Consider the following 21,297-nt stretch of genomic DNA (forward strand, 5'->3'; position numbering starts at 1 on the left):
CCGCCCGTGGCGGAGCTGAGAACCGAAGAAGAGCAGCTGGAAGCCATCAAGCGCTGGTGGAAGGAGAACGGCACCTCGCTGATCGCCGGCGTGGCTATCGCCATCGCCGGCGTGCTGGGCTGGAACGCCTGGCAGAACTATCAGGACAGCCAGGCGCAGGCAGCCTCGATGCGCTACCAGGAGCTGGTCAACCTGGCCGACAGCGGCGAGGCCGACCAGGCCCGCAGCCTGGTCGAGGAGATTACCGACAACCACGGCCGCACCCTCTACGCCGACCTGGCACGCCTGATCGACGCCAGCCTCGCCGTGGAGAGCGGTGACCTGGGCGAAGCGCGGGGCATCCTCGAGGCCGTGATCGAATCCAGCGGTCGCGCCTACGTTCAAGGCCTGGCACGCCTCCGCCTGGCACGGCTGCAGGTGGCCGACGGCGACGCCGAGGCTGCGCTCGACACCCTGGCGCGTGACGTGCCTGCCGCCCTGGCCGCCCAGCAGGCCGACGTGCGCGGCGACGCCCTGCGCGCCCTCGGCCGCGACGACGAGGCCCGCCAGGCCTGGCAGGAGGCCCTCGCGGTCGCCGAACAACGTAACCAGCCGATCTATGGCGTCCAGCTGAAGCTCGACGACCTGGGTGCCGAAGAGGCCACGCTATGAAGACGACGCTCACCCGCAAGTTTCACCTCGCCCTGGCGGCGACCCTCGCCCTTGGCCTGCTGGCCGGCTGCGCCAACAAGGCCGAGCCGCGCTACAGCCCCAAGGAACTCAAGCGCTTCGACGCCCGCGCCGAGCTCGACGCCGAATGGCGCCAGCAGGTCGGCAAGGGACTCGGCCGGGCCACCTATCCCATCGCACCGTCGCTCGACAACGGCGTGATCTATGCCGCCGACGAACGCGGCCGGGTCATGGCCATGGACGCCCGGAGCGGGGAGCGCCGCTGGCAAACCGACCTCGAGGTCGGCGTCTCCAGCGGCCTGACCGCCGTGGCCGGACAGGTCTATCTCGGTACCCGCAATGGAGAAGTGCTGGCGCTGAGCCAGTCCGACGGCGAGGTCAGCTGGCGCGCTCGCGTCTCCAGCGAGGTGCTCGCGCCGCCGCAGCCCAACCAGCAGTTGCTGATCGTGCAGAGCGTGGATGGCACCATCACCGCCCTGGACCGGCTCACCGGTCGTGAGCGCTGGGTGCACACCACCACCGAACCCGCCCTCACCCTGCGCGGCACCGGCACGCCCACGGTCATCGATCCGGTCACCTTCGCCGGCTTCGCCAACGGCCGCCTGGTCACGCTGGACAACCGCAACGGCCAGCCGCTGTGGGAGCGACGCATCGCCGTGCCGCGCGGGCGCAGCGAGATCGACCGCATGGTCGACCTCGGCGGCCAGCCGGTGCTGACCCCTGACGGACGGCTGTTCGTGACCAGCTACAACGGCCGCCTGGTGGCGCTGGAGGCGCCCAGCGGCGAGGTCCTGTGGGAGCGCGAGCACTCCGGTTACCACACCCCGGTACTGGTGGGCGACCGCCTGTTCGCGGTCAACGAAGCCAGCCACGTGATCGCCTTCGATGCGCGCAGCGGTGAAGAGGTGTGGCGCAACCGCGACCTCGAGGGCCGCTGGCTGACCGCCCCGGCCTTCGCCGGCGGCAACCTGGTGCTGGGCGACTTCGAGGGCTACCTGCACCTGATCGACATCCAGGACGGCCGCTTCACGGCGCGGACGAAGGTCGACGGCTCCGGCATCAGCGTGCGCCCGGTCACCGACTCCCGCCGCATCTACGTGCTGGCCAACGACGGCCGCCTCGAGGCCCTGGAAATCCGATGACACCCGTGATCGCCCTGGTCGGCCGCCCCAACGTGGGCAAGTCGACCCTGTTCAACCGCCTGACCCGCACGCGCGACGCGCTGGTGGCGGACTTCCCCGGGCTCACCCGCGACCGCAAGTACGGTAACGGCGTGCTCGGCGGCAAGGCCTACACGGTGATCGACACCGGCGGCATCAGCGGCGACGAGGAGGGTATCGACGCCGCCATGGCCGAGCAGTCGCTGGCGGCCATCGACGAGGCCGACATCGTGCTGTTCCTGGTCGATGCCCGGGCCGGTCTGCACATGGCCGACGAAGCCATCGCCAACCACCTGCGGGTCAACCAGAAGAAGACCTGGCTGGTGGTCAACAAGACCGACGGCCTGGAAGAGCACTCGGCCATGGCCGACTTCTGGCAGCTGGGCATGGGCGACCCGCTGCCCATCGCCGCCGCCCACGGTCGCAACGTCACCGCGCTGATCGAGGAGGTGCTCGCCCCCTTCCCCGAGCGCGACCTGAGCGTGCCCGTGGATACCGGCACCAAGGGCATTCGCATCGGCGTCATCGGCCGCCCCAACGTCGGCAAGTCGACGCTGGTCAACCGCCTGCTCGGCGAGGAGCGGGTGGTGGTCTTCGACGAGGCCGGCACCACCCGCGACGCCGTCGAGATTCCCTTCGAGCGGCGCGGCAAGCCCTACGTGCTGGTCGATACCGCCGGCGTGCGGCGGCGCAAGAACGTCAGCGAGATCGCCGAGAAGTTCTCGATCATCAAGACGCTGGAGGCGATCAAGGAGTGCCACGTCGCGGTCATGGTGCTCGATGCGCGCAGCGGCCTGGTGGAGCAGGACCTTCATCTGCTCGACTACGTGCTGACCACCGGCCGCGCGCTGGTGCTGGCGGTGAACAAATGGGACGGCCTGGAGCAGGAAGCCAAGGAGAAGATGCGCGCCGAGATCAAGCGCCGCCTGGGCTTCGCCGACTACGCCGACCTGCACTTCATCTCGGCGCTGCACGGCACCGGCGTGGGCGACCTCTATCCCTCCATCGAGCGCGCCTTCGCCTCGGCCAACAGCCACTGGTCGACCAACCGGCTCACCACCCTGCTGCAGGATGCCGTCAGCCAACATCCGCCGCCGCTGGTGCACGGACGCCGGATCAAGCTGCGCATGGCCCACCAGGGCGGCAGCAATCCGCCGATCATCGTCGTCCACGGCAACCAGACCGAGGCCCTGCCCGAGGCCTACAAGCGCTTCTTGACCAACACCTTCCGCAAGGTGCTCAAGGTCAAGGGCACGCCGATCCGCTTCGAGTTCCGCTCCGGCAAGAACCCGTTCGATCCGCTGGCCGGCGCCAGCGACCGGGAGAAAGCCAAGCAGCGCGAACTGGGGCGCACCCGCGCCGCCCGCAACAAACGTCGCTGACCCTTGTCCAACACACCCGGTCGCCAAGGCCGGGCCGTACCCCACCGGCAGGCCGTCCTGGCCGAACCTGTGATCCACCCCGATGACCGACCCGCTTCGTCCCGCAGGAGGACCGATGTCCCTGAGTCGCGTACTGTCCTTCGTCGTCCCGCGCCGCTGGCGCCTGCTTGCCCCGCTGAGCCTGGTCATGCTGCTCGGCGGCTGTTTGGCCCTGCCCCAGACCGGGCTGTTCGCCTTTCGCCTCGCGGTGACCTCGCTCGGCATCGAGGATGTGCGTATCGGCCCCTACTCGGTCCAGGCCGGCCTCGACACCAGCGATATTGCCTCCTTGGTGGCCTCGAGCCTGGGCATGGGCAGCCTGCCGGTGCAGGCGACCCTGGCCATGGGCCTGTCGCTGCCCTTCGGCATGCCGCCGGTGGAGATGTCGGGCTTCCGCTGGACCCTGGACGTGCCCGGCACCGAGCCGGTCAGCGGCGACTACCGGCAGGACGTGACGCTGACCTCGGGCGACGACACCAAGCTGCGCCTGCCCGTCGCCTTCGACGTGCTGGCCAGCGACAGCCGGCGCCTGGCGCCCATGGTGGAACTCGCCACCCAGCTGGCCAGCCAGGGTGAGCTGCCCGCCGGCAGCGAACTGGCCATCACCCCGGGCAGCCTGCGCGGCCTCGGCGTGACCCTGCCGGCCGGGCTGTGGACCCCGACCCTGCGCTTCGCCGTGGGCCAGGACGGCGAGCTGACCCCGCAGCGTTAAGTGCCTTGCCCGGCCTCGTGCAGCCGGCGGCGGCCGACCCACTGGCAGGCGAACTGCCAGGCGCCGCGGCCGCTGCGGCCGCCGCGCAGGGTGGCGTAGCGGATCGCCTCGGCGCGGGCCTCGGCGTTCCAGTCCCGCTCGCTGCCGAGCTGCGTGACCCAGTGGCAGCAGGCCTCGAGGTAGGTGTCCTGGTTGAAGGGATAGAAGCCCAGCCACAGGCCGAAGCGGTCGGAGAGCGAGATCTTCTCCTCCACCGCGTCGCCATGGTGCAACTCCTCCCCCACCAGGTGCGAGCCCTCGTTGTCGGCCATGGACTCCGGCAGCAGGTGGCGACGGTTCGAGGTGGCATAGAGCAGCACGTTCTCCGGCGGGCCGGTCAGCGCCCCGTCGAGCACGCTCTTGAGCGCCTTGTAGGCGTCGTCGTGGCCCTCGAAGGAGAGATCGTCGCAGTAGACCACGAAGCGATGCGGCTGCCGACGCAGCTGCTCGACCAGCATCGGCAGCCCGGCCAGGTCATGGCGGTCGACCTGCACCAGGCGCAGCCCCTCCGGCGCCAGGCTGTTGAGCAGGGCCCGGATCAGCGACGACTTGCCGCTGCCGCGCGAGCCCCACAGCAGGGCATGGTTGGCCGGCAGCCCCTGCAGGAAAGCCCGGGTGTTGTCGACCAGCGCCAGCTTCTGGCGCTCGATGCCCAGCAGGTCGTCGAGCGTCAGGGCGTCGCGGGGCGGCACCGGCAGCAACCGGCCGCCCAGGACATGGCGCTGCCACAGGGCGGCCACGTCGCGCGTCCAGTCGACCTCCTGCGGCGCGGGCGGCAGCCAGTGCTCCACGTGGTCCAGCAGGCGGTTAAGGCGGCGGCTCAGCTCGGCATCCATCGGCATCTCCTCGGGGCTTCCATGGTTGGCAGTTGACCTTGTGACGGTTCAGGGTATCTTGTGGCGAACCGTCACCCCCGTCCAGGGTCTCAAGGGATCTGACCGAACGAGGAATCGAACATGCGCTGGATTTGCCGTGCTGCCGTGGCCACGCTGGCCCTGACCCTTACCGCCTGTACCACGTCGCCGACCGGACGTCAGCAGCTCACGCTGATGTCGGATGCGCAGCTCAACCAGATGGGCCAGGAAGCCTTCGCACAGTACCAGCAGGACCTGCCCCCGGCCGGCCAGGCCCAGCAGCGCTACGCCCAGTGCGTGGCCGAAGCCATCGTCGCCGTCCTGCCGGAGCGTGAGCGCAATCAGGAGTGGCAGATCCGCGTGTTCGAAGCGGAGCAGGCCAACGCCTTCGCCCTGCCCGGCGGCTACATGGGCGTCAACACCGGCCTGCTCGAGATTGTCGACAACCAGGACCAGCTCGCCTCGGTGATCGGTCACGAAATCGGCCACGTCCTGGCACGCCATGCCAACGAGCGGGTCTCGACCCAGACCTCGACCCAGCTCGCCCTGTCGGTGCTGTCCTCGGCGGCCGGTCTCGAGGGCCCGGGCGGCGAGCAGTTGATGGGGGCGCTGGGTCTCGGCGCGCAATACGGCATCCTGCTGCCCTTCTCGCGCCGCCACGAGAGCGAGGCCGACGTGATCGGCCTGCGGCTGATGGCCGACGCCGGCTTCGATCCGCGCGCCAGCGTCGCACTGTGGGAGAACATGAGCGCCCAGGGCGGCGCCAACCCGCCGGCCTGGATGTCGACCCACCCCAGCCACGGCCAGCGCATGCAGGGCCTGCAGGCGGAGATGGACAACGCCCTGGCGCACTACGAACAGGCCCGTCAGGCTGGGCGGCAGCCAAATTGCCCGCGCCCCTAGGGAAATGCTGAGCCCCACCTCACCTTGGAACGCTGATGCTGAGACTTGGCCTGCTGCTGTTGATCCTGCCCCTCTTCGTGCTGATGGGGGTCTACTTCTGGGAGCTCAATGACGTGCGTGAATGCGCGCTGATCCAAGAGGGGCATTGGGACTACCTGGCTGGCACATGCCGTGAGACGCCCCAGCCCTTCGTGCCCTGGGTGGAGCGTCAGCCGTGGCTGGTCAACGGCGGCATGCTGCTGTCGCTGGCCGGCGCGGTGATGTGCCTGCTGGGGCTCTACGTCAAGCGACGCTGAGGCCAAACCTCGAACGCATGACCCCGCGGCGGCTCACAGAGCGCGACGCAGCGCCTCGAGCACCGGCGTGGTGTCGGGGCGCCTGCCCCGCCATTGATAAAACGACTCGGCGGCCTGCTCCACCAGCATGCCCAGGCCGTCGACGGCAAGCGCACCGCGCTCGGCGGCCCAGCGCAGGAACACGGTGGGCTCGGCGCCGTACATCATGTCGTAGGCGGTGGCCCCCGGCGCGAAGAGGTCGTCGGGCAGCGGCGGCAGATCGCCGGCCAGGCTGGCGCTGGTGCCGTTGATCACCAGGTCGTACCCCTTCCCCACGTCATCGAAGCCCCCGCCCTCGATGTCGCCCAGGTCGGCGAAATCCTGTGCCAGTGCCGCGGCCTTGGCGGCGGTGCGGTTGGCGATCCGCACGCCAAGCGGCCCTGCCGTCAGCAGCGGTTCCAGCACGCCACGTACCGCCCCGCCCGCTCCCAGCACCAGGATACGGGCGCCGGCCAGGTTCACGCCATGGCGCGCCAGGTCGCGCACCAGGCCGACGCCATCGGTGGTGTCGCCATGGGTTTGGCCGTTGCCGCCGAGGATCAGGGTGTTCACCGCCCCGGCCCGCTGGGCACGCCGGCTCAGGGTATCGCAGAGACGGCAGGCCGCCTCCTTGAACGGCACGGTGACGTTGGCCCCGCGCCCCCCTTCGGCGGTGAACCTGCGCCAGGCGCCGGGAAAGTCGTCCAGCGGCGCCGCGATGGCGGTGTAGTCGATGCCCTCCCCGGTCTGCTCGGCGAAGGCGGCGTGGATCGCCGGCGACTTCGAATGGGCAATGGGGTTGCCGAAGACGCAGTAGCGGTCGGTCATGAAGAGGGCTCCTCTTCCCCCAGCCAGTCGCGGGGGCACAGGTAGTTCCGGTACAGGGCTTCCTCCGCGCTACCCGGCTCGGGCGTCCAGCCGTACTCCCAGCGCGCCAGCGGCGGCATCGACATCAGGATCGATTCGGTGCGCCCGCCGCTCTGCAGCCCGAACAGAGTGCCGCGGTCCCACACCAGGTTGAACTCCACGTAGCGCCCGCGGCGGTAGAGCTGGAAGTCACGCTCGCGCTCGCCCCATGGCGTATCGCGACGACGTCGTACGATGGGCAGGTAGGCGTCGAGGAAGGCATCCCCCACCGCGCGCTGGAAGGCGAAGCTGGCATCGAAATCCCACTCGTTGAAGTCGTCGAAGAACAGCCCGCCCACACCGCGCGTTTCTTCGCGATGCTTGAGATAAAAGTATTCGTCGCACCACGCCTTGAAACGCGGGTAGACGTCGGCGCCGAAGGGCGCGCAGGTGTCGCGGGCCACGCGATGCCAGTGCAGCACGTCTTCGTGCACCGGGTAGTAGGGCGTGAGGTCGAAGCCGCCACCGAACCACCATACCGGGGCCTCGCCGGTCTTCTCGGCGATGAAGAAACGCACGTTGCCATGGCTGGTAGGCACGTGAGGGTTCTCGGGATGCAGCACCCAGGAGACCCCCACCGCATGGAAGCCGCGCCCGGCGAGCTGGGGCCTGGCGGCCGTGGCCGAGGGCGGCAGCTGGTCGCCGTGGACGTGGGAGAAATTGACCCCGCCCTTCTCGAACACGTGGCCGTGCTCGATCACGCGCGAACGACCACCACCTCCGGCCTCGCGCTGCCAGCTCTCCTCGCGAAAGCCGGCCCCGCCGTCCTCGGCGGCGAGCCCGGTGCACAGCCGGTCCTGCAGGTCGAGCAGGTAGCCCTTCACCGTGTCGAGATCGGCATACGCCATGTTGCTCCTCGCTATCGTGGTCTTTCGCTACCCCTGACCGGCACGCCACCACTCAGGCGCGCAGTACCCGGCCGCTGCGCAGGTCGCGAATGGTGCTGGGGCGATCCAGCCCGCCAAGCTCCCCCTCGACGACGGCGTCGAGCTCGTCGCCGAAGATCTCGCGCACCTCGGCGGCGCTCATGGCCGAAGGCTCATTGGCCCTGTTGGCCGAGGTCGAGACGATCGGCCCGCCGAAGGCCCGGCACAGCGCCGCCACGCCGGGGTGGGCGCTGACCCGCAGCGCCACGCAGTCGTGGGCACCGCGCACCAGCGCATGGGTGCGCCCGTTGTGAGGCACCAGCCAGGTGTTGGGACCCGGCCAGCTGGCGACCAGCGGCGCATGCAGCTCCGGCGCCAGGCCCTCGAGCCAGGGCGCGAACTGGGCGATGGAAGCCGCCACCAGAATCAGTCCCTTGGCCGGGTCGCGCTGCTTGAGCCGCAGCAGGTGGGCCACGGCCTCGTCATTGTCGGGGTCGCAACCCAGCCCCCACACGCCTTCGGTGGGGTAGGCAATCACGCCGCCGGCGCGCAGCGCGGCAACGGCGACATCGAGCGATTCGGCCACGGTCATGGTCTCCTGCCAATGATTCAGCATACCGACCGCCAGCGGAGGGCTGTGTCGGTCCTGATGAGGGTTCTCATGCTAGCACGCCTAGGCGTTCTCGGGCAGGCGCACCCAGCCCCCGGGGGCCTGGGCGGCACGCCCTTCGAGCTCGAGTTCCAGCAGGCGCCGCTGGCAGTCGGGCACGCTCAGCCCGGTCAGGCTCACCAGCGCATCGAGCGGCGAGGGGGCGTCGCTGAGCCAGCGCAGCAGCGGGTCGCCGCTGCTGGCGGCACCCTGCGCCCCGGCTTCCCGGGGCCGGGCAAGGGCGAGGCTCGACGCCGCCCACTGGGTCAGCTCGGCGAGGATATCCTCGACGTGGCGCACCAGTACCGCACCCTGCCGGATCAGCCGCAGGCAGCCACGCGCCTGAGGGTTGTGGATCGAGCCGGGCAGCGCGAAGACCTCGCGGTTCTGCTCGATGGCGAGCCTGGCGCTCACCAGTGAGCCGCTCTTCTCGGCGGCTTCCACCACCAGCACGCCCAACGAGAGCCCGGTGACGATGCGGTTGCGTCGGGGGAAGAACGCCGGCCGCGCCGGTGTGCCGGGAGGATGCTCCGAAAGGATCAGCCCGCCGTGGTCGAGCAGTTGCTGGTAGAGCCGCCCATGACGCGGGGGATAGATCACGTCGACGCCGCAGCCCAGCACCGCCACGCTGCGCCCGCCGGCCTCCAGCGCGGCCTGCTGGGCGGCCCCGTCGACGCCCAGCGCCAGGCCGCTGACGACGCACCAGTCGCGGCTGGCCAGTTCCCGACCGAAGGCCGCAGCGTTGGCCAGGCCTTCGCGGGTGGGCCGACGCGAGCCGACGATGGCGAGTCTGGGCGGCTGCAGGGCGGCCAGGTCGCCCAGTGCCCAGAGGACCGGCGGCGGGTCGCCGATCTGCTCCAGCAGCGCCGGCCACGCCGGATGCCCCGGATACAGCAGGTGGCGGTCAGGCGCGGCCGCGAGCCAGGCCAGGTCGGCCTCTATCCCCTGGGTCAGCGGGCTGCGGGCCGGGTGGTCGAGCCACAGGCGCAGCGCCGAGGCCGCCGGAGGCGGCAGTCGCGCCAGCCAGCCGCCCGGCCAGTCCGGGGCGGCGGCCTGGATTTCGGCCAATCGCGCGGCGCCCATTCCGGGCAGCCGCATCAGCGCCAGCCAGTCGCGCCGGCTCGGTCCATGTCGCGCATCGCTCACCGCTGCGCCACCCCCACCCCACGGCGGGGATTGTGGAGGCGGTCGCCGACTTCCAGCGTACGTGTCGCCCGCATCACCAGGCCATAGCTCATCCTCTCGTAGGGTCGAAACACCATGACCAGGCCGGCGTCGGTCCCGGGCAGGCGCAGCGACTCGCCGGTGCGGGGATCGACCACACGTTCGCCCTGCTGTTCGACCTGCAGCACATGGCCGGTTTCGAGCCCGTCGCGACGCCCCCGGTCCAGCGCCACCACCTGCAGCCGGCCGATGAAGCGCACCCCGCCCGGCACGGCGAGAATGGTGCCGTCGACCTCGTGGTCCGGTGCGCGAGGCATGAACTCGCTGGCCAGCTCGCGCGCCTCGAGCGGCAGCACGATGTCCTCGTTGCGCACCTCCTGGCTGGCGGCGAGGACCTCCATGAGCGCGATGCCGTCCTCGCTGCGCTCGGCCCGGGCCCGCCCGATGCCGATCAGCTCCAGCCCCAGCAGCTCGCCGGTCGCCGCGTCGTGGTAGCGCTCGCCGACGCGATAGATCCCGTAGCGCTGCCCCCGCTGCAGCTCGCCGCGGGCATAGATGCGGTCGCCGGCGCCGCTGATGATGCGCCGGTCGTTGCCGGCCACCACGTAGGCCAGCTCATCGAGCGCCTCGGGGTCGTCGATCACCCGATGGTCGCGCAGGAAATGGCGCACGGTATCCAGCGGGATCGGCTCGATCGCTTCGCGTACCGGAACCCGGCGCACCTCGGGCGAGAGCCGCACTTCGCCCTGGCCGCGTTCGATCCCGAGGCACGGCCGGCCATGGCAGTCCTGGAGGGTGATCACGTCGCCGGGATAGATCAGGTGCGGGTTGCGAATCTGCGGGTTGACCTGCCACACCTCCGGCCACTGCCAGGGATGGCGCAGGAAGCGCCCCGAGATGTCCCACAGGGTATCCCCGCGCACCACCGTGTAGCGGTCCGGCGCGTCGCTGCGCAGCCCCTGCTCCCAGCTCACCCCCTGGGCCTGGGCCAGCGTCGCCGCCAGCAGCAGTGACAGGCCGGCCCCCCACGTCCACGCTCGCCTCAGCGGGCCGCCCAGCCGCCACGTTGCATTCTCGTCCATCCTTCCCCCCTGCCCTCGCTGCCGGCCCCGATCGCGGCCTCTCACGCCGGGAACCGGCGTGCCGTGCTATAGTCCAACGCTATTGAATGGATAAGCGCGCCAGCGGTTTCCCCCTGGCCTGCCGCCCCCTAGAATAGGGGCAATTCCCGAATGACAGCATAACGGTGGTTCCAACGCCATGGCCAAATTGACGATCCTCGAATTTCCCGACGAGCGGCTGCGCACCAGGGCGGCGCCGGTCGAAGCGGTTGACGACGAGGTGCGCCGGCTGGTCGACGACATGCTCGAGACCATGTACGACGCTTCCGGCATCGGCCTTGCCGCCACCCAGGTCGACGTGCACCGTCGCGTGATCGTGATGGACGTCAGCGACGACCGGGCCAACCCGCTGGTGCTGGTCAACCCCGAGTACACCCCGATCGGCGATGAACGCGAACTGATGTCCGAGGGCTGTCTGTCGATTCCCGAGTACTATGCCGAGGTGCCGCGGGCGCTCAAGGTGCACCTCAAGGCGCTGGACCGCGACGGCAAGCCCTACGAGCTCGAGGCCGACGGCCTGCTGGCGCACTGCATCCAGCACGAGTGCGACCATCTCGAGGGCGTGCTGTTCGTCGACTACCTCTCGCCGCTCAAGCGCGATCGCGTGCTGAAGAAGATGCAGAAGCGCCACAAGCAGATGCAGACCGCTTGAGGGCAGCGTTGATTCGCCCCGCAAGGCCGACGTGTCCCACGTCGGCCTTCGTCGTTTGGGCCTGCCTCCGTTAAGATGAGGGCAACCGTTCACTGGCAAGGCTCGACTCATGTCCCGTTCCCTGCGCGTCATCTTCGCCGGCACCCCCGACTTCGCCGCCGCCAGCCTCGCCGCCCTGCTGCACAGCCGGCATTCGGTGGTGGCCGTCTACACCCAGCCCGACCGTCCGGCGGGAAGAGGCCGCAAGCTGACCGCCAGCCCGGTCAAGTCGCTGGCCCTCGCGCACGACCTGCCGGTCCGTCAACCCGAGACGCTGAAGAGCGCCGAGGTGCAGGCCGAGCTGGCCGCCTTCGAGGCGGACATCATGGTGGTGGTGGCCTACGGGCTGATCCTGCCCCAGGCGGTACTCGACATCCCCCGGCTCGGCTGCCTCAACGTTCACGCCTCGCTGCTGCCGCGCTGGCGCGGCGCGGCACCGATCCAGCGCGCCATCGAGGCCGGCGACAGCGAAAGCGGTGTCACCATCATGCAGATGGATGCCGGGCTCGATACCGGCGCCATGTTGCTCACGCGGCGCACACCGATCACCACGACGACGACCGGCGGCGAACTGCACGACACCCTGGCCACGCTCGGCGGCGAGGCGCTGGTCGAGGTACTCGACGCGCTGGCTGGCGAAGGCCTTACGGCCATACCTCAGCCGCAGGCGGGGGTGACCTACGCCGCCAAGCTCTCCAAGGCCGAGGCCGAACTCGACTTCACCCTCCCTGCCGACGAACTCGCCGCCAGGGTGCGCGCCTTCAACCCCTGGCCGGTGGCCTGGTGCGCCTGCGGCGATGAGCGGCTGCGCCTGCTGATGGCCGAGGCGGCATCCGCCCGCGAAAGCGAACGCCCCGTGCCGCCGGGTACCCTGCTCGCCCCCGAGGCCGACGCCCTGCGCATCGCCTGCGGCCCCCAGGGCGGCGAGGTACTGCGAGTCACCCGCGCCCAGCTGCCGGGCGGCAAGCCGCTGGCGGCCCGCGACCTGCTCAACGCACGCGACGCGCGCCTGCAAGCCGGGCATCGCCTGGGCAGTGCGACCGAGGAGAGCCCCTGATGCATCGTTCCACCCCCTCCACCCGCGCCGGCAAGAGCGTCCAGGACGGCGGCCAGGCGGTACGCGCCAGCGCCGCCCGTGCCCTGGTGCCCGTCATCACCGGCAAGGGCTCGCTCAACGAGCTGGACGATCATCAGGTGGTGATCCGCGACCGCGCCCTGTTCAAGGCGATGTGCTACGGCGTGTGCCGCACGCTGCCGCGCCTCGAGGCGCTCGCCGAGCGCCTGCTGAAATCCCCGTTCAAGGCCCGCGACGCCGACGTCCAGGCGCTGCTGCTGCTGGGCATCTACCAACTCCTCTACCTGCGCATCCCGGCCCACGCCGCGGTGGGCGAGACCGCCGGCGCCGCGCGCCAGCTGGGCAAGGAGTGGGCGACCCGGGTGCTCAACGGCTGCCTGAGGCGGCTGACCCGGGAGTCCGCCGCGCTACAGGCCGAGGTCGACCAGGACCCGGCGGTGGCGCTGCTGCATCCTCGCTGGCTGCTCAAGGCGCTGCGCCACGCCTGGCCCGACGACTGGCGCGCCCTTGCCGAGGCCAACAACCAGCCGGGCCCCATGACCCTGCGCATCAACCGCCGCCACGGCGACCGCGAGGCCTACCTGGCGAAGCTGCTCGAGAGCGGCATCGCGGCACGGCTGTGCACGCACTCACCCGATGGGCTGACGCTGGACAAGCCCTGCGACGTGCAGACGCTGCCCGGTTTCGCCGAGGGCGACGTCAGCGTGCAGGACGAGGCCGCCCAGCTCGCCGCCGAGCTGCTCGGGCCGGCCCTGGCCCCTCGCCCCGGCGGTCGCGTGCTGGATGCCTGCTGCGCCCCGGGGGGCAAGACGGCCCACCTGCTCGAACTGTTCGACATCGAGCTGCTGGCGCTCGACAGCGATGCCGTACGCCTGGCCCGGGTCGAGGAGACGCTGGAGCGTCTCGGTCTCTCGGCCACCCTGGTGCATGCCGACGCCACGCAGCGCGACTGGTGGGACGGAACGCCGTTCGACGCCATCCTGCTCGATGCGCCCTGCTCGGGCACCGGCGTGATTCGCCGCCATCCCGACATCAAGCGCCTGCGGCGCCCTTCCGACATCCCCAGGCTGGCCGAGCTGCAAGCCCGCCTGCTCGACAACCTGTGGCCGCTGCTGCGCCCCGGCGGCGCGCTGCTCTACGCCACCTGTTCGGTGCTGCGCGAGGAGAACGACGAGCAGATCCGCGCCTTCCTCGAGCGCACTCCCGACGCCGGCGTCACCACCCCCGAGGGAGTGAGCTGGGGCCGCACGGTCGGCCCCGGACGCCAGCTCCTGCCACAGCCGGAGAGCCACGACGGCTTCTTTTATGCCAGACTGAGGAAGCGGGGTGGATCCGACGCCCCTTCGTCCACATGAGCAAGGAGCACCCATGAGCGATCATGTCTACAAGCATATCGAGCTGACCGGTTCCTCCGAGAAGAGCATCGAGGACGCCATCCAGCGTGCGCTCGACAAGGCCTCGCAGTCGCTGCACGGCATGCGCTGGTTCGAGGTCGTGGATACCCGCGGCCACATCGAGAACGGCCGCGTCGGCCACTGGCAGGTCACGCTCAAGGTTGGCTTCACCCTGGACTGACGGCACCGTTACCACACGAGCCTGTTACATCACCTTCGGCTGGTTTATGCTAGCCACGAATGCTGCGGCGCCATAACGGCGTCGCAGAGTCGTTTGATGGGTCTGACAGCATATGAAGATCATCATCCTGGGCGCCGGCCAGGTCGGCGGCACGCTGGCCGAACACCTGGCCCGCGAGGAGAATGACATCACGGTGGTGGACACCGACGGCGAACGCCTGCGCGAACTGCACACCCGGCTCGACATCCGTACCGTGGTCGGTCCCGGCTCCTACCCCGTGGTACTGCGCCAGGCCGGCTGCGAGGACGCCGACATGCTGATCGCGGTGACCAGCCAGGACGAAGTCAACATGATCGCCTGCCAGGTCGCCCACACGCTGTTCCGCACGCCGACCAAGATCGCCCGGGTACGCGCCACCGCCTACCTCACCCGCAAGGGGCTGTTCGCCCACGAGGCGGTGCCCATCGACGTCCTGATCAGCCCCGAGCAGGTGGTCACCGACCACATTCGCCGCCTGATCGAGCATCCCGGCGCCCTGCAGGTGCTGGAATTCGCCGGCGGCCTGGTGCAGCTGGTGGCGGTCAAGGCCTACTACGGTGGCCCGCTGGTGGGCCAGGACCTCGGCTTCCTGCGCCGCCACATGCCCAGCGTCGATACCCGGGTGGCAGCCATCTACCGCCGCAACCGGCCGATCATCCCGCGCGGCGACACCGTGATCGAGGCCGACGACGAGGTCTTCTTCATCGCCGCCCGGCGCGACATCCGCGCGGTGATGAGCGAGCTGCGCCGGGTCGACCGCGACTTCCGCCGGGTGATGATCGCCGGGGGCGGCAACATCGGCGAGCGCCTCGCCGAGCACCTCGAGCACAGCCACCAGGTCAAGATCATCGAGCACGGCCTGGAGCGCTGCACCGTCCTCTCGGAACGCCTCAACCGCACCGTGGTCCTGCATGGCAGCGCCACCAACAAGCGCCTGCTCGAAGAGGAGAACATCGAGGATTGCGACATCTTCTGTGCGCTGACCAACGACGACGAGGTCAACATCATGTCGTCGATGCTGGCCAAGCGCATGGGTGCCAAGAAGGTGCTGACGCTGATCAACAACGCCGCCTACGTCGACCTGGTGCAGGGCGGCGAGATCGACATCGCCATCTCGCCGCAGCAGGCCACCATCGGCAGCCTGCTGACCCACGTGCGCCGCGGCGACATCGTCAACGTGCACTCGTTGCGCCGCGGTGCGGCGGAGGCGATCGAAGCCATCGCCCACGGTGACACCCAGTCTTCCAAGGTGGTGGGACGCGCCATCGGCGAGATCGACCTGCCTCGCGGCACTACCATCGGTGCCATCGTGCGCGGCAAGGAGGTGCTGATCGCGCATGACGACGTGGTGGTGGAGTCCGGCGACCATCTGATCCTGTTCGTGATCGACAAGCGCCGCATCCGCGACGTCGAGCGCCTGTTCCAGGTCGGGCTGACGTTCTTCTGATGGCGGGCTCGATGACGACACGCGACGCCGGGAACGCCGCTCCATGAGTCTGCGCGTCATCCTGCGCATCCTCGGCCTGCTGCTGATGATGTTCAGCCTGACCATGCTGCCGCCGATCCTGGTGTCGCTGCTGTTCGGCGACGGCCAGTGGGATGCCTTCAGCATCGCCATCCTGATCACCGTGCTGACCGGCCTGGTGATCTACCTGCCCAACCGCAGCGCGCACAAGGAGCTGCGCATTCGCGACGGCTTCCTGATCGCGGCGCTGTTCTGGAGCGTGCTGGGGCTGTTCGGCTCGCTGCCGCTGATGCTGACCGGCGACGCCGCACTCATGCCGACCGATGCGGTATTCGAGTCGTTCTCGGGGCTGACCACCACCGGCGCCACCGTGATCACCGGCATCGAATTCCTGCCCGAATCGGTGCTCTACTACCGCCAGCAGCTGCAGTGGCTCGGTGGCATGGGCATCGTGGTACTGGCGGTGGCCATCCTGCCGACGCTGGGCGTCGGCGGCATGGCGCTCTACCGCACCGAAATTCCCGGGCCGCTGAAGGACTCCAAGCTGACTCCGCGCATCACCGAGACGGCCAAGGCGCTGTGGTATATCTACGCGGCGCTGACGCTGACCTGCTTCCTGGCCTACCTGGCCGCCGGCATGAGCTGGTTCGATGCCCTGGGGCACAGTTTCTCCACCGTCGCCATCGGCGGCTTCTCCACCTACGACGCCAGCATCGGCCATTTCGACAGCGCCCTGATCGAGCTGATCTGCGTGTTCTTCCTGGTCATCTCGGCGATGAGCTTCAGCCTGCACTTCCTGGCCTGGCGCGGTCGGCAGCTCGGTCACTACCTGCACGATCCCGAGGCACGCTTCCTGCTGATCTTTCTCACCGGGCTGAGCGTCGTCACCATCGTCTCGCTATGGCTGACCAACACCTACGATACCGAGTTCGGGCTGCGCCACGGGCTGTTCCAGGCGGTCTCGGTGGCCACCACCGCCGGCTTCGGCGTGGACGACTTCTCGGCCTGGCCGGGGGCGCTGCCCTTCCTGCTGTTCATGGCCGCCTTCGTCGGCGGCTGCTCCGGCTCCACCGGCGGCGGCATGAAGGTGATTCGCATCATCCTCATTCTCAAGCAGGGCATGCGCGAGGTGATGCGCCTTGTCCACCCCAACGCGGTGATCGCGGTCAAGGTGGGCAAGGTCAGCGTGCCCGACGGCATCGCCCAGGCGGTGTGGGGCTTCTTCTCGGCCTACCTGATGCTGTTCTTCCTGATGCTGGTGGGCGTGATGGCCACCGGCGTCGACCAGGTCACCGCCTGGTCGACGGTGGCCTCGTGCCTGAACAACCTGGGCCCGGCCCTGGGTGACGCTGCCGCGCACTACGGCGAACTGCCGCCGCTCGCCAAATGGATCCTGGTGCTGGCGATGCTGCTCGGCCGGCTGGAGATCTTCACCGTGCTGGTGCTGTTCACGCCCGCGTTCTGGCGAAAGTGACGCCACGCTGAGGTCGGGTTTGGCCCGTCAGCCGGCTTCGTGGATAATCGGAACCTTCACTCCCTGCGACCCCGAGCGTTCATGACCGACTCCCAGGAATCCATGACCGACCCGCGCCAGGAAGGCGCCTTCAGCGGCCCCCATCGCGTCGTCGAAGTGGGCGGCACCCGCTACACCCTGCTGGGTACCGCGCATGTCTCCGCCGAGAGCGCCGAGGACGTGCGCCGGCTGATCCGCTCAGGCGACTTCGACGCCGTGGCCGTCGAGCTGTGCGATGCACGCCATCACAACCTCAGCAACCCGGACGCCCTGGCCCAGCAGGACCTGTTCGAGATCTTCCGCCGCGGCAAGGCCGGCATGGTCGCGGCCAACCTGGCGCTGGGCGCCTTCCAGCAGCGTGTCGCCGAGCAATCCGGCATCGAGCCGGGGGCCGAGATGCGCGCCGCCCTGGAGGAGGCGCGCCACCACGATCTGCCGCTGCTGCTGATCGACCGCGACGTGGGCATCACGCTCAAGCGCATCTACGCCAACGTGCCGTGGTGGCAGCGCATGTCGCTGTTCACCGGCCTGCTCGGCAGCGTGATGTCGCGCCAGGAGATCAAGCCCGAGGAGATCGAGCGCCTGAAGGAGGGCGACGTACTGGAGTCGACCTTCAGCGAATTCGCCGCCGAATCGGAGACGCTGTACACCCCGCTGATTGCCGAGCGCGACCGCTACATGGTGCTGCGCCTGGCGGAGCAGGCCCCTCCCGGGCGCTATCGCAACGTGCTGGTGGTGATCGGCGCCGGCCACATGAAGGGCATGGTCGAGCACTTCGACGCCCCGCTTCCCGCCGAGCCGGAGGCGGAGGCGGAGCGGCACACGCTGGAGGCCACCCCGCCGCCGTCGAAACTCTGGCGCGCCCTGCCCTGGCTGATCACGGCCCTGGTGCTGACCGGCTTCGTCATCGGCTTTTCGCGCAATACCGATCTCGGCTGGCAGCTGGTCGTCGAGTGGTTCCTGATCAACGGGGTGCTCTCTGGAGTCGCCACGCTGGCCGCCCTGGCCCACCCGATCACCGTCGTGGCCACCATGTTCGCCGCCCCGCTCACCTCGCTCAACCCCACCATCGGTGCCGGCTTCGTCGCCGCCGGGGTCGAGCTGTGGCTGCGCAAGCCCAAGGTGCGCGACTTCTCGATGCTGCGCCACGACGTCACCGAGCTCAAGGGCTGGTGGCGCAACCGCGTGTCGCGCACGCTGCTGGTGTTCCTGTTCGCCACCCTGGGCTCGGCCGCCGGCACCTGGATCGCCGGCTTCCGTATCGCCGGGGCGCTGCTCGGCCCCGCGGCCTCGGGCTAAGACCGCCCATCGCCAGGCGGGTGCTCTTCCGCGCCGCTTCGTTCGGCCCGGGCGAAGGCCTCGATGACCTGGGCCACCACCTTGCGCTGCGCCACCGGCAGGGCCAGGTAGCGCTGCAGCACGCGGCGCTCCTCGGCGCTGACCGAGGCGTCCCAGGCACCACGCGGTTCGCCGATGCGATAACCGCCGCCCTCACCGAAGCGCAGGGCCTGGGGCTCGACCCCGAGCCACTCGGCCAGCACCTGCAGTTTCTCCTGCTGCGGCAGAGTCTCCCCGCATAGCCAACGCCTTACCCCCTGAAGCGTGACGGGTTTGCCCCAGTAGCGCAGGTTGAATTCCCGCTCGAGGACGGCAGGGCGCGGCTCGTAGCCGGCAGCACGCATGGCGGCGGCCAGCCGCTCGGCAAAGGCAATCTTCTCATTCATCGGAGGAATGTGCCGCGTACGCCAGACCCGCGGTTAAACCGCGGTTGATCTTAAATGGCAACCAATGGTTTACTTTCGTCATGACAGGACCTGCGTGGGCCATGCCAACCTTCCCGGATGGCGGGCCACGTAACAGGGGCGACAGCTAACCCTTGCTGTCGACGACACAACAGGAAACATCCCCATGCCGGACTCGCTTGAAAGGGAACTCGATGCGAGTGTCTGCCCGTCGGCAGCCGTTGCCGCCAGCGGCGCGATACAGCCTCATGGTTGTGTCATTGGTTTCGACAACGGCTGGCGAGAGGTGTGCCTCGCCAGCGCCAACCTGTCCCGCTTCTTCGGTCTCTCGCCTGCCGAGGCGCTCGGCCGCTCCCCCGAGCGGGTGCTGGGCCTCGATGGCGTCATCGCCCTGCAGGAGGCGCTGGCCGCGGGATCGCCCGGCATTGCGCTGCCTACCTCATGCGGCGGCGCCGACTTGCCGGGGCTCCACCTCTCCCTGCAGGCGACCGGGCGACACGTCGTGCTCACCGGCGAGCCCCTGGAGGGAACGGCCCATGACCTGCCGGGGTTCGGCTGCAGCTGGGGAGCACGCCTCGCCCAGGCCGACAGTGCCAGCGAGCTCGACGCTCGGCTCCGGCAGGCCCTGCTGGCCTTGACCGGCTTCGAATCGTGCACCCTGGTCCGCCCTGAACACGGATGCCTGGCGTCCGAACGCCTTCCCGGCGCCGTGTACCACAGCGACGGCCCGTCGCTGTGGTTGGCCGATACCTGGGCGGGCCCGGTCGAGCTATGGACAGCGCCGGGTCCGCACGTCGAACTCACCAGCTGCCCGCTGCGCCTGGCGCCACCGGCGCTGGGCCACTGGCTGGCCGATCGCCAGGCCCGCGCTGCACTGATCCTCGACCTGCACGAGGCCCCTCCGGGACGGAGCCTGGCCATCTGCTGGGATCGCCGGCCACGCTACCTGGCACCGCCCGTCAGACATCTGCTGCTGCAGCTCGCCCAGATGGCCGCGCTGCGTCGCACGCTGCTTCACGAGACACAGCGGACCCGGCATCGCTATCGCCTGCTGCACGAACGCAACACCCGGCTCCAGCGGCTCGCCTACACCGATCCGTTGACCCAGCTGGCCAACCGTCACCGCATCGAGCAGGTACTCGACACCGAACTGGCGCTGGCCAGTCGCAACGAGGCCCCGCTGGCGGTGCTGCTGTTCGATATCGACCACTTCAAGTCGATCAACGATACCCATGGCCATGAGACGGGCGACCGGGTGCTCTATCGCATCGCCCGGCAGGCCCAGTCACACCTGCGCGACAGCGACCATCTAGGGCGATGGGGCGGCGAGGAGTTCATCGTCGTCGTGCCCGGGTGCGAACTGCCCCGGGCACGGGAGCTGGCATGGCGCATGTGCCGCACCCTGGCCCAGTGCCGCATCGCCCCCGTCGGCCAGGTCACCGCCAGCTTCGGTGTCGCGTCCCGCCAACCCGGGGACAGCTGCCGCGTCCTGGTGCGGCGCGCCGACCAGGCGATGTACCTGGCCAAGCAGGCGGGACGTGCATGCGTGCGGTCGCTGGCCGGCGCCAGCTGAGTGCTTACCCGCCGTGCCGGGCCAGCAGCCGCCGCATGGCGGCGGTGGGCGCCTCGAGCTTCTCGTAGCGGCGGCTGGCGGCGTAGCTGACATTGAAGGCGTCGAAGTAGTCGTCCAGGACCTGGGCCGCCTCGCCGTCACCACTCTGGCGCAGCAGTTCGGCAGCCACCTCGGCGGTACATAGATGGGCCTGGGAGGCAGGCTTGCGCAACCGGTAGCGGGTCACCCGACTCGTGGCGAGCGGCAGCACCGGCAGCCGGTCGAGATAGTCGCTCTTGCGGAAGATCCGTCGCGCCTGGCGCCAGGTGCCGTCGAGCAGGATGAACACCGGTACCTTGTCCTTCCGCTTGGCGGCCCCGACGGCTTCCATGCCCACGACCCGCTCGGCATAGTCGGGCTGGTCGTCGGGAAAGATCACGAAGGGGGCGAAGCGCGGGTCATCGAGCAGCGCCAGCAGGCGTTCGTCCGGCGCCGTGCGGTACCAGGTGAAGACCTCGGTGGCGGGCAGCACGTCGCGGATCAGGCGCCCGGTATTGGTCGGCTTGAGGTGCTCGAGTGGATGCGTGATCAGCCACACCCGCGCCTCGCTCTCGGCGCTGGCCCGGTAGGGACAGAGACAGTTCAGCACCGGCAGGTTGCAGCCGGCGCAGCGCTCGGTGAAGCTGCCCCGCGCCTTGAACTCGCGCCGCGGCGGCCGCCGATGACCGGTACCGGGGTCATGGGCAAGGCCGGGGGCGGGGTCAGCCGAAAGCGCGGCCGCGGGGTGACCGGTGGAAAGGTCCTGGGGCAGGGTCTCGTCCAGCATCAGTACGCTATCTTGGAAACGGGCCGGCATTCTAGCACGCC

At 69.6% G+C, this 21,297-nt stretch carries 22 protein-coding genes; 14 read left to right on the forward strand and 8 right to left on the reverse strand.

The annotated features are described in order from the left end of the window. Nucleotides 1–6 precede the first annotated feature (6 nt). The 4 genes from HNO51_RS17690 (at nucleotide 7) to HNO51_RS17705 (ending at nucleotide 3,962) form a co-directional block, all read left to right on the forward strand. On the forward strand, nucleotides 7–651 hold the full coding sequence (locus HNO51_RS17690; RefSeq protein WP_197448538.1) for a YfgM family protein: 645 nt from the start codon (nucleotides 7–9) through the stop codon (nucleotides 649–651). Next, the gene (gene bamB / locus HNO51_RS17695; protein ID WP_197448539.1) at nucleotides 648–1,811 is read left to right on the forward strand and encodes an outer membrane protein assembly factor BamB; all 1,164 of its coding nucleotides are present in this window, start codon (nucleotides 648–650) and stop codon (nucleotides 1,809–1,811) included. The genes HNO51_RS17690 and bamB overlap by 4 nt, the downstream gene beginning before the upstream one ends. Beyond that, on the forward strand, nucleotides 1,808–3,211 hold the full coding sequence (gene der, locus HNO51_RS17700) for a ribosome biogenesis GTPase Der (RefSeq protein ID WP_197448540.1): 1,404 nt from the start codon (nucleotides 1,808–1,810) through the stop codon (nucleotides 3,209–3,211). Before bamB ends, der begins: the two co-directional genes overlap by 4 nt. A gap of 115 nt (nucleotides 3,212–3,326) precedes the next feature. After that, the gene (locus HNO51_RS17705; RefSeq protein WP_234283717.1) at nucleotides 3,327–3,962 is read left to right on the forward strand and encodes a hypothetical protein; all 636 of its coding nucleotides are present in this window, start codon (nucleotides 3,327–3,329) and stop codon (nucleotides 3,960–3,962) included. Here HNO51_RS17705 and HNO51_RS17710 read toward each other — a convergent pair. Continuing rightward, entirely contained in the window at nucleotides 3,959–4,837 is an 879-nt protein-coding gene (locus HNO51_RS17710) for an ATP-binding protein (protein WP_197448541.1), read from the reverse strand. The genes HNO51_RS17705 and HNO51_RS17710 overlap by 4 nt on opposite strands. A gap of 120 nt (nucleotides 4,838–4,957) precedes the next feature. Here HNO51_RS17710 and HNO51_RS17715 point away from each other — a divergent pair, with 120 nt between their 5' ends. Continuing rightward, on the forward strand, nucleotides 4,958–5,758 hold the full coding sequence (locus HNO51_RS17715; protein WP_197448542.1) for a M48 family metallopeptidase: 801 nt from the start codon (nucleotides 4,958–4,960) through the stop codon (nucleotides 5,756–5,758). Nucleotides 5,759–5,793: 35 nt separating this feature from the next. After that, nucleotides 5,794–6,054: a hypothetical protein gene (locus tag HNO51_RS17720; RefSeq protein WP_197448543.1), complete on the forward strand. Its 261-nt coding sequence runs from the start codon at nucleotides 5,794–5,796 to the stop codon at nucleotides 6,052–6,054. Nucleotides 6,055–6,087: 33 nt separating this feature from the next. Here HNO51_RS17720 and aroE read toward each other — a convergent pair whose 3' ends face one another. From aroE to HNO51_RS17745, 5 genes are all read right to left on the reverse strand, one after another. Further along, on the reverse strand, nucleotides 6,088–6,900 hold the full coding sequence (aroE, locus tag HNO51_RS17725) for a shikimate dehydrogenase (RefSeq protein ID WP_197448544.1): 813 nt from the start codon (nucleotides 6,898–6,900) through the stop codon (nucleotides 6,088–6,090). Next, on the reverse strand, nucleotides 6,897–7,826 hold the full coding sequence (gene hemF / locus HNO51_RS17730) for an oxygen-dependent coproporphyrinogen oxidase (protein ID WP_209538024.1): 930 nt from the start codon (nucleotides 7,824–7,826) through the stop codon (nucleotides 6,897–6,899). The genes aroE and hemF overlap by 4 nt, the downstream gene beginning before the upstream one ends. Nucleotides 7,827–7,878: 52 nt before the next feature. Further along, nucleotides 7,879–8,436, reverse strand: coding sequence for an L-threonylcarbamoyladenylate synthase type 1 TsaC (gene tsaC / locus HNO51_RS17735; protein WP_197451105.1), 558 nt, complete (start codon nucleotides 8,434–8,436; stop codon nucleotides 7,879–7,881). 81 nt (nucleotides 8,437–8,517) lie between these two features. After that, the gene (dprA, locus tag HNO51_RS17740; RefSeq protein ID WP_197451106.1) at nucleotides 8,518–9,591 is read right to left on the reverse strand and encodes a DNA-processing protein DprA; all 1,074 of its coding nucleotides are present in this window, start codon (nucleotides 9,589–9,591) and stop codon (nucleotides 8,518–8,520) included. 44 nt (nucleotides 9,592–9,635) lie between these two features. Then, nucleotides 9,636–10,739, reverse strand: a complete 1,104-nt coding sequence (locus tag HNO51_RS17745; protein ID WP_197448546.1) for a LysM peptidoglycan-binding domain-containing protein — start codon at nucleotides 10,737–10,739, stop codon at nucleotides 9,636–9,638. Between the two features lie 178 nt (nucleotides 10,740–10,917). On the opposite strand from HNO51_RS17745, the gene def reads away from it, so the two are divergent. The 7 genes from def to HNO51_RS17780 all read left to right on the forward strand — a co-directional run bounded on the left by def (nucleotide 10,918) and on the right by HNO51_RS17780 (nucleotide 18,435). Continuing rightward, nucleotides 10,918–11,430, forward strand: coding sequence for a peptide deformylase (gene def, locus HNO51_RS17750; RefSeq protein WP_197448547.1), 513 nt, complete (start codon nucleotides 10,918–10,920; stop codon nucleotides 11,428–11,430). A gap of 109 nt (nucleotides 11,431–11,539) precedes the next feature. Further along, a complete protein-coding gene (gene fmt / locus HNO51_RS17755) occupies nucleotides 11,540–12,526 on the forward strand; it encodes a methionyl-tRNA formyltransferase (protein ID WP_197448548.1) in 987 nt (328 codons plus the stop codon). Then, nucleotides 12,526–13,899, forward strand: coding sequence for a 16S rRNA (cytosine(967)-C(5))-methyltransferase RsmB (gene rsmB, locus HNO51_RS17760; RefSeq protein ID WP_197448549.1), 1,374 nt, complete (start codon nucleotides 12,526–12,528; stop codon nucleotides 13,897–13,899). Before fmt ends, rsmB begins: the two co-directional genes overlap by 1 nt. Nucleotides 13,900–13,912: 13 nt before the next feature. Then, nucleotides 13,913–14,119 (forward strand): dodecin, encoded by a 207-nt coding sequence (locus tag HNO51_RS17765; protein ID WP_149328065.1) that lies wholly within the window; start codon nucleotides 13,913–13,915, stop codon nucleotides 14,117–14,119. 112 nt (nucleotides 14,120–14,231) lie between these two features. Next, nucleotides 14,232–15,605, forward strand: a complete 1,374-nt coding sequence (gene trkA, locus HNO51_RS17770) for a Trk system potassium transporter TrkA (RefSeq protein ID WP_197448550.1) — start codon at nucleotides 14,232–14,234, stop codon at nucleotides 15,603–15,605. Nucleotides 15,606–15,648: 43 nt separating this feature from the next. After that, nucleotides 15,649–17,097 carry a TrkH family potassium uptake protein gene (locus tag HNO51_RS17775; protein WP_197448551.1) on the forward strand — a complete coding sequence of 483 codons (1,449 nt, stop codon included), beginning with the start codon at nucleotides 15,649–15,651 and terminating at the stop codon, nucleotides 17,095–17,097. A gap of 81 nt (nucleotides 17,098–17,178) precedes the next feature. Then, entirely contained in the window at nucleotides 17,179–18,435 is a 1,257-nt protein-coding gene (locus HNO51_RS17780; RefSeq protein ID WP_209538025.1) for a TraB/GumN family protein, read from the forward strand. Here the strand turns inward: HNO51_RS17780 and HNO51_RS17785 are convergent. Then, nucleotides 18,432–18,860 carry a transcriptional regulator gene (locus HNO51_RS17785; RefSeq protein WP_197448553.1) on the reverse strand — a complete coding sequence of 143 codons (429 nt, stop codon included), beginning with the start codon at nucleotides 18,858–18,860 and terminating at the stop codon, nucleotides 18,432–18,434. The two genes, HNO51_RS17780 and HNO51_RS17785, sit on opposite strands and share 4 nt — an antisense overlap. Before the next feature lie 184 nt (nucleotides 18,861–19,044). Between HNO51_RS17785 and HNO51_RS17790 the strand changes: the two genes are divergently transcribed. Next, nucleotides 19,045–20,451, forward strand: coding sequence for a sensor domain-containing diguanylate cyclase (locus tag HNO51_RS17790; protein ID WP_209538026.1), 1,407 nt, complete (start codon nucleotides 19,045–19,047; stop codon nucleotides 20,449–20,451). Nucleotides 20,452–20,455: 4 nt separating this feature from the next. Here HNO51_RS17790 and HNO51_RS17795 read toward each other — a convergent pair whose 3' ends face one another. Further along, the gene (locus tag HNO51_RS17795; protein WP_242597147.1) at nucleotides 20,456–21,286 is read right to left on the reverse strand and encodes a tRNA-uridine aminocarboxypropyltransferase; all 831 of its coding nucleotides are present in this window, start codon (nucleotides 21,284–21,286) and stop codon (nucleotides 20,456–20,458) included. Nucleotides 21,287–21,297: the final 11 nt, after the last annotated feature.

Source organism: Billgrantia sulfidoxydans (assembly GCF_017868775.1).
Classification (GTDB): domain Bacteria; phylum Pseudomonadota; class Gammaproteobacteria; order Pseudomonadales; family Halomonadaceae; genus Halomonas; species Halomonas sulfidoxydans.